Origin of the sequence: Methylophaga thalassica MP, assembly GCF_000214595.1 — a bacterium.
Lineage (GTDB): Bacteria > Pseudomonadota > Gammaproteobacteria > Nitrosococcales > Methylophagaceae > Methylophaga > Methylophaga thalassica.
The window spans coordinates 329,284-340,128 of the sequence record NZ_AFIG01000001.1 but is presented as its reverse complement, the minus strand read 5'-3'; the positions used below and the strand labels follow the sequence as shown (position 1 = coordinate 340,128).

The following is a 10,845-nucleotide window of genomic DNA, read 5'->3' as shown; positions in this document are numbered from 1 at the left end:
TAGACCTGACTATTGTTCTGAGTCAACGATGGTAACGTTTTGCCCATCACGCAGAACTTCGTTACCGCGTGTGACAACCCTGTCGTCTAGTGTGATACCAGATAAAATGGTCACGCCCTGACTGCTTTGATTGCCGATGCTGACTTTATGGCGTTTGGCAATGCCATCTTTTACTACAAAGACACTGTAACCACCGTCAGGGTGTAAAAGTAATGCATCTCTGGGGATAATGATTCGCTGTTGGTTCTGTTGATTGTCATTCAAGCCAATAATGGCTTTTGCTGAGGTACCCGGTAGTAAGCTGATGTCGCCTGTATCGATAAGAATTCGTACTAAAAAGGCTCTCGCTTGTGGGTCGCTGACCGGAACAATGGCATTTATGGTCCCTTTAAAACGCTTATCAGGAAAAACATCAGGAATGACTTCCACCGCATTTTGCCGGTTAATTTCTGAAAAACGTTCCTGTGGTACTTTGACATCAAGCCGGACTTTATTGGTTGCCACCAGTTCTAGTACCGTTGTACCCCGGTTTACCCATTCACCCACTTCAGTAAGTTTAGCGCTGATAACGCCTGAAAAAGGGGCTGGTAAGCGATGTCGAGTCAATTCTTCCAGTGCTGATGCTTCAGCCGCTTTTGCGGCCATAAGTGCTGCTTCGGTCAGTTTTAGATTGGATAATCGGCTGGCATTTTCACTGGCGGAGATATAGTTTTTTTCACGTAAACCTTTGGCTTCATCAACAAGCCGCTGCGCCTCATTCCGAGCCGCTTGTGCTTCAGCGGTGGCGGCTTTGGCCTGATTCAAAACTTGTTTGGACAAGGCAGGATCCAACTCGAGTAATAGTTCGCCTTTTTTTACTTTACTTCCTGCATCAACCAGAACACTCGACACCAAGCCATCAACACGTGGTGAAAGCATGGCTTGTTTTTCTGCGGTGAGTGTACCACTTAGAGTTAAGTTATCACTTACCTTTGATTTTTCTGGCGATATGACTGATACAGGAGTTTCAGCATAGACTGTCGTGATGGTTAAAAATCCGTACAGGGCGAATAAAAATAGATAGATTGATTTTAAATAATAACTATTCTTCATATTATTCCGATATACCAAGTCGTCGCTAACTTAGGTGATAAGTCAGAGCTTAGTTCCCCGATATGTAAATATTTGTTAAGAATGGTGATACGAAGATTACATTGATTAGTGGTTTTTTACTAATACGCTAATTCAGACAAATTGAGATGGTTGATAAAGTCTTATTATGAATCCACTACTTTCTGACATAGTTGGAGTTATGCAGACGCATAGTGTTGGCTAACTCTGCGTCTGAATATATCAGTCTTATCGTGGTTTTTTATTTGTTCTATTGGCAGGTTTGGCCCGTGGCGGACGACGCGCAGGTCGTTTTGCTGGCGTTGCATTGTCAGCATTTGCTCTAGCTGGACGGCGTTTTGCCGGACTACGGTTAGAGGGAGCTTTTTTAGTAATGCTGTAACTATCAGGCACATCATGTGTCGGTTCAAAACCATCCACATACTCTCGTTCAAGTTTATTACCGATGAGTTTTTCGATATCTTTGAGTTGATCAATTTCATCAGCACTGACTAATGATATCGCTTCTCCAGTAGCTCCAGCACGGCCAGTTCGGCCGATTCGGTGAACATAATCAGCAGCCACATTGGGCAGATCAACGTTGATGACATGAGGCAGTTGATCAATATCTAACCCCCTTGCGGCAATATCTGTAGCAACTAATACCTGAATCGTATTGGACTTAAAATCAGCCAGCGCTCGTGTTCTTGCTCCCTGACTTTTATTACCGTGAATGGCCGCAGCTTTCAGGCCGTGATCTTCCAGATATTTCGTTAATTTATTGGCGCCATGTTTTGTTTTCGAAAACACTAACACCTGATACCAGTTGTTATCCTGAATGAGTTGGTTCAGTAGCGCCGGTTTTTGTTTTTTATCAACAGGAATGATCCACTGTTTCACTTTCTTAGCGGTGGTATTCGCCGGCGCAACAGAAATCTCAACTGGGTTTTTTACCAGACGTTTTGCCAGCTCGCGGATCTCATTAGAGAATGTCGCTGAAAATAGCAAGGTCTGGCGCTTTTGCGGCAACATATTAATGATCTTGCGGATATCATGAATAAAGCCCATATCCAGCATACGATCTGCCTCATCCAGCACCAAGACTTCCAACTCATCAAAGCGAATCGCATTTTGTTGGTAAAGATCCAGAAGACGTCCAGGTGTGGCCACTAATACATCAACGCCACGGCGCATTTGCATCATTTGAGGGTTGATTTTAACGCCACCAAACACCACAGCTGAACGTAAGGGTAAATATTTACCGTAAGTTTTAATGCTTTCTTCGACTTGGGCGGCGAGTTCACGCGTCGGTGTTAACACAAGGGCACGCGCCTGATTAGCGCGGGCTGGTTTGCCTTCAGACAGTTTATGCAGAAGTGGTAAGGTAAACCCTGCAGTTTTACCGGTGCCCGTTTGGGCAGCAGCCATCACATCATTACCCTGCATGATCGCAGGAATGGCTTTGGCTTGAATTGGAGAAGGGGTCGTATAACCTGATTCTGTGACGGCACGTTGCAGTGGCAGAATGAGGCCTAACTCGGAAAATGTCATAATTTACTCAATATAAAGCGTTATAGTGAAAACAGCGTCTTCGCATTATTCAGCGTGTGTCGTTGGATAAGGTTAACAGTCACGGTTTTGTTACATCGACAAAAAGTGATGTAAAAGCGGAGGTAATGCCAGAACGTCTGTTAACACATGGAACTGATTGTTTACCATGAATTCAGGTAACGACGAGTTCTATAGATGCAATTATGACAGAGTTTTAATGAGAATATTGTTTTCTCTACACTAAATCGTTAGTTGAGAATGTTATCATTCACCTATGAATTTTTATCCAGGAGGAATCATGAAGAAAAAATCGATTTTAATTGCTATTGTGATTGCGTTACTAGCAATCTTTGTTGTGGCGGCTGTCTCCACAGTGTTTGTTAACGATAGTAAAGAACGTTACGCCAATGTCTCATCTAATAAGTCTGATGATGCTGTTGCACCAGCCTCAGTTAAAGATGAATCAACACAGCCACTGGCACAAAATGAAGTCGGTGGGGTGAATGAGACAGTTACCGAGCATATGGAAGATGCGAATGAAGCTGTGCCTGAAACGGTGGTAGATGAAGGCGCGATAGCAGAACCGGATACGACTGAAGAAGCGACAGCGCCGGTTGAACAAGACCAAGCAGAAGCGGCTCCTGCAGAACAAGAACAAGCCTCTGCCGAAGCAAAAACACATATCGTGACTGCGGTCGGTCTGAAGTACGAACCTTTGGTGATTCAAATTCAACCTGGCGATAAAGTCGCCTGGGAAAATATGCCTACACATGACACCCAATCTCTGGAAGGTCTGATTCCAGAAGGTGCTGAAGCATGGCATTCACAAATGGGTGAAAACTATCAGCGCACCTTCACGGTTGAAGGGATTTATGTTTACAAATGCACGCCTCACTTTGGTGCTGGCATGGGGGGGGCCATTATTGTGGGTAACCCTGTCAATCTGGATCAAATCAAAGCGGCTGATGCAAAAGGTGCAGCAGCACGTCTGGTGAAAAAAGCCATTGCTGCCGCTGAAAAAATGTAAGAAACAGCTGATGATGTCAATCAACCCTCTGCTCGTACCGGGCAGGGGGTTATTTTTTGGAAGAAATGATGACTGAGCAAACATTTATTAAGGGTAAAGATCGTGATCTGGAAACCAGTATTGCGACCATGCAAGCAAAGCTAAAGGCATTTGGTTTTGATGTGGAAGAAGCCTCGTGGCTGAATCCGGTCAGTCATGTTTATTCTGTACACATACGGGATAAAACCTGTCCGTTGATGTTTACCAATGGTAAAGGCAGCTCTGCTAAAGCCTGTTTAGCCAGTGCCTTGGGTGAGTATTTTGAGCGCCTCAGCTGTAATTACTTTTTTGCTGATTTTTATTTAGGTGAGCAGCATAGCCAGGCACCCTTTGTGCATTATCCGAATGAGCGCTGGTTTGTTTCCAATGATGGTGAGATGCCTGAAGGCTTATTAGATGAAGGCTTATGGGATCACTTTGATCCAGAAAGAGCGCTGACGGCAGAGAAATTATTTGATACTAACTCCGGTGCTGGTGAAAGAGGCATATGCGCGGTGCCGTATGTGCGTCAGCGTGATTACGAAACCCTGTATTTCCCGGTCAATATCATCGGTAATATCTATGTCAGCAATGGTATGTCAGCAGGCAATACCCAGAATGAGGCTCGTGTTCAGGGTTTGTCTGAAGTGTTTGAGCGTTATGTCAAAAACCATATCATCGCGGAAGGGATTTGTTTACCGGAAGTGCCTCAGTACGTCATCGACCGATTTCCTAAAATTAAAGCCGCATTAGAAGAGCTTGAGGGACATGGTTATCACCTAAAAGTGGCTGATGCCTCACTGGGTGGTCAGTTCCCGGTGATGAACGTGACCTTGATTAATCCGAAAGATGGTTCTGTGTTTGCTTCTTTTGGTGCTCATCCCAGCTTTGAAGTGGCTTTAGAAAGAACGGTCACTGAGTTACTTCAGGGTAGAGGTCTGGACCAACTGGATGTGTTCCATCCACCGACATTTGACATGGAAGAGGTGGCATCACCACAAAACCTGGAAATGCACTTTATAGATTCCAGTGGTTATGTCTCCTATGACTTTTTTCGTGATGCGCCAGATTACGAATTCTATGACTGGGATCACGATGCGCCTACCCGCGATGAGTTTACTTATCTGACCGATATCATTCATGAGATGGGGTTTGATATCTATATTGCCGACTATGAGCATCTGGATGTCTACGCTTGCCGTATTCTGGTGCCAGGGATGTCGGATATCTATCCAGTGGATGAATTGCTCTGGGAAAATAATAATGAAGGCGCCTTATTTCGCGAAGACTTATTATCACTGAAATTTCGTACCAAAGAGCAGTGGAGAGAGTTATTAGTGGCTTTGGAAGATGGTGGTTATAACGACCATACACCGGTTGCTCAGTTTATCGGTTTAGCGCCTGACCCTGGCACTTTGTGGTCAACCATTCGCTTAGGTGAAATCAAATTGATGTTGTGTTTGGCTTTGGAAGATGAGCAGGCATTGGAGTGGGTGGACTGGTGTTTGTCGCTGGGGCAAGGCGACGAGGCGCAATTACGCTTCTATCGCTGCTTAAAAGCGTTACTGGACATCAAATGGGATGATGAGCGTGAATATAAAGACTATCAGCAGTATTTGGCCTTAATGTACGGTGAGCAAAATGTGCAAGATGGCATCGCTATCGTTGATGCAAAAACAGTTTTCCATCAATTACATACACCTGGTCTGAGCCTGCATGGCTTTGAACGTCATAATGCACTGTTGGCTGGCTATGAAAAACTTCAAAAAGCCAAAAAAGCGTACTGGGATAAAAAGGATTAAGAGCGATTTAAAGGTGAGAGAAAAAATTTTTACATGAAACACTAACACCTTTGTAAAAATTGCTGTATATTCTCTCGCTTCTTCGGCCAACAGACGTTTTTTCGTCTGCCAAGAAGGATAGTGGAGCGGTAGTTCAGTTGGTTAGAATACCGGCCTGTCACGCCGGGGGTCGCGGGTTCGAGTCCCGTCCGCTCCGCCATTATTCCTTACCTATTTTCCCCAAGTTTATTTCACATTTTTTGTTTCTAAATGAGCGAAAAGTTCATGCCTGACTTCTGCATTGCTAATCCGCCAGATACAGCTATCAACAAAATAATGATGAATATTTATCAAGCTTGAAACCAGTACTGCAAATGTAAATTGTTGGTTTTCGATAGAGATAAATTCCGGAAAGTAAAAAAAGACGATACCGGCACTGAGCAGCAATACGTAATATTTTATAGCCCAGGCTTTTAATGCAAATTGTTTGATATCACCTAAATTTGCTTGTCGACGGTTTAACTCAACACGCATTGGAAACGGTAGATACTGTAATGCGTGAGATGCTTGTACCAACAAGTATGCTTCTGGCATAAAAAATAATACGAAATACCATAAATAAATCGATAACCACGAGACGAGTATACGTTTATCTGGAATTCGCTTTGTTCGAAGGTAAACGCCATACCACACCATCGATGAGGCAAAAAAGGCAAGACAAGCAGCGATATTGACCAAGCTCAGCAACATATCAATATTGGCATGTAAAACACCACCAAACCATTCTGCAGGTAGATCCTGAGCTCCCCAGATTACATGCCATGTAAGCAAGGTTCTTAGCCCTAAACGAAGTGTAAGCCGTTCACTTTTTTTCAGCGTCAACTGACTCAATTTGCTGTAAGTCGCTATCATCCCCCAAGCCTGTCCGGTGTAATGCCAAGCAAGATAGAAGGCAGCAACGAGCCAGCAAAAATAGGTGACATCCTGATTCACAGAAAATAGCGATACAGTTCCTTCGGTTGGCTCACTGGTGACTAACCCAACTATTAAGATTAATAAAAGTACTGATGGGATATAAATAGTGGCTGACTTGTAGCGTTTTATATTACTTTTTGGAGTATAAATAAGTCGATAAGCACCCATGAAATGGGGCCAGTTAATGAGTAGCTGTAGCACAATGGCAGTGCCTAAGATGCTGGTAATGTTAGCTGTAGATTGTGGGACGCCAGTAAAAAAGATATAGACCAACAATAAAAACATCACAACAATGGATACACCGCCTGTCATCCAAAAATCGAGGCTTTCAGACAGAATATAACCGGACCGATTACCGCGAAGTGCTTTTTTTGGTTTCATGTAGTTTTTTCATTGCTCGTAAGGTTATTGCTTGAATAGTAAGACCGGGTGACTCACCACCGCCTGAACTTGGAAACACGCTACCATCAACAATATATAAGTTGTTCCAGCGATGACTTTGACACCATTGATTGACGACAGACTGCTCTGGGTCATTACCCATCCGGCATGTGCCAAACACATGAGAGCTACTAAAAATATCGTAGCAACTAAATTCTTCAAAAATATCCGTGGTTCCAGTTTGTTTTAGGATATCTCTGCATATCTCTGCCATAAACCGTATGCGCTTGGTGGTCATCTTATCAATATAACTGTGAATCCTTGCTGCTGGTTGTTTATGTCTGGTTTTGATACTTGGATCGAGATCGATAAAACTTTTGGGGTGTGTGTGACTTTCAGCTATACCACTCAGCGATAATACCTGACCGAACTGTTTTCTCATCTGTTGTTTGTGTTCTAGTCCCCAGCCTGCAACTACTCGTTGAGCATAGTTAATTGGACCAATAAGATCTGATTCAGCTACAGAAGGCGAAAAACGACAGCCCCCAATAATGCCCGGAATACTGTCAGGCTGATTATAGTCCCAGCAAATACTATCGACAGCCAGGCCACGATGACTGCCAAGTGGAGCATCTAAAATGGCATTTGATGTCCATAAAATGGTTTCCATGAAGTTTTTTCCGACTTGGCCGGATTCATTGGCAAGACCTTTTACGTCCTTGGTTCCAGATGCTAGTAATAATCTGGGGGTTTCTATAGCACCAGCAGCAAGAATAAGATGTGGTGTTGAAATGAAGTGTTCAACGCCATCATTGTCGATATAGTAAATACCTTTTACTTTATCGTTTTTATCAGCCTCAATTTGTGTGACGTAGCAGCCGGTTTTTATATCACAGCGTCCGCTTGCCTTTGCCATTCGTATATATGTCACATCAATACTGCCTTTGTCAGCGCGTGGGCAGCCTTTGAGGCAGCAGTTGCAATAATTGCACTCTGGTCGGTCTTGTTTATTGGCGCTAAGTATAGCGACACTGTTTTCTATCAGATTCAGATTTTTTTCTGAAAAGGCTTTTTTTAAAAGCTGACTGCTATAGCTCTGTTTATGAGGGCTTTGTGGATAAGGTTGGGAACGAGGACGTGAGTTATCGATGGTCGAACCTGCCACACCAACCAGTTGCTCAGCTTGATTATAGAAGGGCTCTAGTTCCTTGTATGAAACTGGCCAGTCAGCCGAGAGTCCGAATTCTGAAAACATGTTCATTGAGCGAGGGTTCAGACGGTGTGCTTCACCACTAAAATGAAGTGAGCTACCACCAACCCCTTGGACATGCTGATAGCCAAATGGGATACGACGATCCGTTTTGTTTAATTTCCCTTGAATATGATTCCATGAACGCAGATCATCATTCTTTTCAGAAAGTAATTGCATATCCGCATAGCTATAATTTCCCTGGCTAAGTTTTTTTTGTGGGAAGGGTGACTCCCACTGACTAGTGGCAGCTAAATAATCATTTTCAGGGTGGAAATATGGTCCAGCTTCAATTACAAGCACTTTCCAGCCATGATGACTTAAATACCAGGCAGCAGTACCTCCGCCAGCCCCAGAGCCAACGATGACGGCATCATAATAAGGTGTGGCGTTATTCATTAAGTAACGGTCTGAAGTAGCTTAAATAGCCGGTCGGTTGTGGTGGTGAAATGTCTAATCCTGACCAGCTGGCTGGATTAGCATAGTAAAAACGAAACAGATCCTGCCTAATGTGAGTAAAAAATTGTGCAGGGATACTCAGCTCATCACTGTTTGCTGCTTTTTTTATAATAAGGTTTTGTTGTTGAACATTAAGACGAAGAAACGGCTGTTGATTGATGAGGTCAGCTTGGTTATCTAACCACTGACAACCAAGCTGAATCAGCTCAGGATAGTTTTTTATTTCTTTAGCGTGAAGTAACAAGGTTTGATGAAGTTTTAGTTGTGAAGCGGAAGGTGTTGTATCAGCCGGAATTAATGCGTCGATGAAGGCTACAAGGGTGCGTGTTTGCTGAAAAGATAACAAGTTAGCCAAAGCTGCTGGTAAATAGAAGTAGGGTAAAAATAACCCCAAACCAACCCCACTTTTTATTATATCTCGGCGTTTCATATCTGTATTTAGTACACGCTATAAACGAAAAAGGCACCATTAAGGTGCCTTTATCATTACTGTTTTCTGATTAGAAAGTCCAGTCAGCATAGAGCTGACCATTATAGGCACGATAACCGGAAGAGGCTTCTGCACCTAGCTCAACACCCAGTGACAGGCTATCTGTTTTTGCCCAGTTAACCCGGCCACTAATACTGCCAGTATTACGATCGACATTTTGACCAACACTCTCAAACTGACCACCACCACCCAAGAATGATGATGTAGTTGTGATGCCATCTTCTTTAAATTCATGACGCCAGCTTACTTGTAGTGTCGGCGTTAAGATACTGCCGTCGGATAATTCAAACTCTTTGCTCACTTTTGTACCCACAAGTGAACGGAAGCGATTAGACTCATTACTGTTTATGTGCATAGAAAGGTAGTCAGCCCCTTTCTCAGTATAACCCCGCTGTCTTGTATGGTAACCCTCAACGCCGACAAATGGGGTAACAGTGATTGTTTCCAGATAGAGTGGCATGCCTGTAACCAGTCTTGCTGCAAACATATCACCATCAAAGTCACCTTTGGCTACACCGATAACATGGGTATTTCTTTTGGTTTCATAATTTTGGTAGGCATATGTCAGCATCCCTTCTACATAAAAACGTTCAAAAGATTGATTGAAGTAGGCTGTTAATTGATAGGTGTCAATATCGGCGCCATCACCATCACGATAATCATTCATATTGACATCGGTTCGGGCGTAAGCAAAGGCTGCACCTAATGTGAGATCTGAGCTGTTGGTAAAGTCCATGCCACCCATCACACCATGATAACGCGAGTCTGCGCCGGCAAACCCATCTTCACTATCCTGTTTAGACTTGCCACCAAGTGCTTTGACCCAAGCATGACGCTCTAATATGCCATCAAGAACTCCACCGGAGGATAAACCTGATGAATGATTCAGGTTTTGGACATCTGTACCACCCAGCCTGAGCGAATCAAGGCGTACCTGAACGGTGTCGAAACTTCCGGAAACCGTATTATTAACAGATTGACCTAATGCCTGACTTTGTTCCGGTGAGATGCTTTTTAAAACTTCCTGTTGCTTTTCTGGTGTTTGACTAGCGAGCAGTGTGATGAAATCATCGAGTTTACCTCCAACGTTGCCACTAATTTGATCTAAGTGTTGCCCAACCCCGGTTTTCTGATTTGATCCGGCGTTGGACTGAAAAGTAGATGAGGAAACAACTTGAGATTGATCGATAGGGCCTGAATTAGAGCCATTATATCTCGCACCATTTACGGAAATACGGTAGCCATCAAAGGTGAACTGACCTGAGGTCGCTTCTATAGTAAAAGTAGTTGTACCAGAAGGGGTAATATTGGCGGCTGCTAGCGTGGGGTCAGTTGCTCTAAACGATGATGCTGATTGTGTAACATTCGAAAAGTCAGTTGCTAAAGTGTCATAGCTAAAAGTTTGACTCCATGAGCCGATGGTTACTTTTAAACTGTCTCCAGCTGACCATGAAACATTATTATCCACTCCAGTACCCAGAAAATGAATATCAACAAGCCCACTTGCTCCAGCGCTTTCGTATGATAATTGGGTTATTTCAATACCTTGACCTGACTTCAGGTTGATAGGCGTATTACTTGAGCCTTGGGTAAACAAGTGACCAGCATTAGCGGAGAATGAAACTATAAGAAGAGAAAAGAACGTAAAACGTAAAAAGAATTTGACCATGGTGCTGCTCCGTTACCAAATCTCGTCCAATAGATTTTGTTGAGATTGGAAAATATTATAGGTATGTTTTTGTAAAAAACACATGATCTAATGTGAGATAGTTTATATTTTCGTTAAGATTTCTCAGCATTGCTCATTAGATTTTTATGTCTATAT

Annotated in this window: 8 protein-coding genes and 1 tRNA gene; 3 read left to right on the top strand and 6 right to left on the bottom strand. The window is 43.3% G+C overall.

Features of this window, described 5'->3' with window-relative positions; translation table 11 throughout:
• Window positions 1–9: 9 nt before the first annotated feature.
• Together MAMP_RS01565 and MAMP_RS01560 are read right to left on the bottom strand one after the other, a co-directional pair.
• Window positions 10–1,092, bottom strand: a complete 1,083-nt coding sequence (locus MAMP_RS01565) for an efflux RND transporter periplasmic adaptor subunit (RefSeq protein WP_007144213.1) — start codon at window positions 1,090–1,092, stop codon at window positions 10–12.
• Window positions 1,093–1,338: 246 nt separating this feature from the next.
• Entirely contained in the window at window positions 1,339–2,640 is a 1,302-nt protein-coding gene (locus tag MAMP_RS01560) for a DEAD/DEAH box helicase (RefSeq protein ID WP_007144212.1), read from the bottom strand.
• Window positions 2,641–2,938: 298 nt separating this feature from the next.
• Here MAMP_RS01560 and MAMP_RS01555 point away from each other — a divergent pair, with 298 nt between their 5' ends.
• The 3 genes from MAMP_RS01555 (at window position 2,939) to MAMP_RS01545 (ending at window position 5,686) form a co-directional block, all read left to right on the top strand.
• Window positions 2,939–3,667 (top strand): plastocyanin/azurin family copper-binding protein, encoded by a 729-nt coding sequence (locus tag MAMP_RS01555; RefSeq protein ID WP_007144211.1) that lies wholly within the window; start codon window positions 2,939–2,941, stop codon window positions 3,665–3,667.
• 68 nt (window positions 3,668–3,735) lie between these two features.
• The gene (gene ycaO / locus MAMP_RS01550) at window positions 3,736–5,487 is read left to right on the top strand and encodes a 30S ribosomal protein S12 methylthiotransferase accessory factor YcaO (protein WP_040576127.1); all 1,752 of its coding nucleotides are present in this window, start codon (window positions 3,736–3,738) and stop codon (window positions 5,485–5,487) included.
• A 122-nt stretch (window positions 5,488–5,609) separates the two neighbouring features.
• A tRNA-Asp gene (locus MAMP_RS01545) sits at window positions 5,610–5,686 on the top strand.
• Window positions 5,687–5,712: 26 nt separating this feature from the next.
• Here MAMP_RS01545 and MAMP_RS01540 read toward each other — a convergent pair.
• From MAMP_RS01540 to MAMP_RS01525, 4 genes are all read right to left on the bottom strand, one after another.
• Window positions 5,713–6,822: a hypothetical protein gene (locus MAMP_RS01540; RefSeq protein WP_007144209.1), complete on the bottom strand. Its 1,110-nt coding sequence runs from the start codon at window positions 6,820–6,822 to the stop codon at window positions 5,713–5,715.
• Entirely contained in the window at window positions 6,794–8,470 is a 1,677-nt protein-coding gene (locus MAMP_RS01535; RefSeq protein WP_007144208.1) for a GMC oxidoreductase, read from the bottom strand. The genes MAMP_RS01540 and MAMP_RS01535 overlap by 29 nt, the downstream gene beginning before the upstream one ends.
• Entirely contained in the window at window positions 8,463–8,924 is a 462-nt protein-coding gene (locus tag MAMP_RS01530) for a gluconate 2-dehydrogenase subunit 3 family protein (protein ID WP_158005151.1), read from the bottom strand. Before MAMP_RS01530 ends, MAMP_RS01535 begins: the two co-directional genes overlap by 8 nt.
• 106 nt (window positions 8,925–9,030) lie before the next feature.
• Window positions 9,031–10,689, bottom strand: coding sequence for an autotransporter family protein (locus tag MAMP_RS01525; protein WP_007144206.1), 1,659 nt, complete (start codon window positions 10,687–10,689; stop codon window positions 9,031–9,033).
• Window positions 10,690–10,845 lie beyond the last annotated feature (156 nt).

Bases quoted from the DNA above. Each gene is read 5' to 3' on its own strand.
- MAMP_RS01525 (WP_007144206.1), bottom strand. From the start codon at position 10,689: ATGGTCAAATTCTTTTTACGTTTTACGTTCTTTTCTCTTCTTATAGTT.
- MAMP_RS01555 (WP_007144211.1), top strand. From the start codon at position 2,939: ATGAAGAAAAAATCGATTTTAATTGCTATTGTGATTGCGTTACTAGCA.
- ycaO (WP_040576127.1), top strand. From the start codon at position 3,736: ATGACTGAGCAAACATTTATTAAGGGTAAAGATCGTGATCTGGAAACC.
- MAMP_RS01565 (WP_007144213.1), bottom strand. From the start codon at position 1,092: ATGAAGAATAGTTATTATTTAAAATCAATCTATCTATTTTTATTCGCC.
- MAMP_RS01540 (WP_007144209.1), bottom strand. From the start codon at position 6,822: ATGAAACCAAAAAAAGCACTTCGCGGTAATCGGTCCGGTTATATTCTG.
- MAMP_RS01560 (WP_007144212.1), bottom strand. From the start codon at position 2,640: ATGACATTTTCCGAGTTAGGCCTCATTCTGCCACTGCAACGTGCCGTC.
- MAMP_RS01535 (WP_007144208.1), bottom strand. From the start codon at position 8,470: ATGAATAACGCCACACCTTATTATGATGCCGTCATCGTTGGCTCTGGG.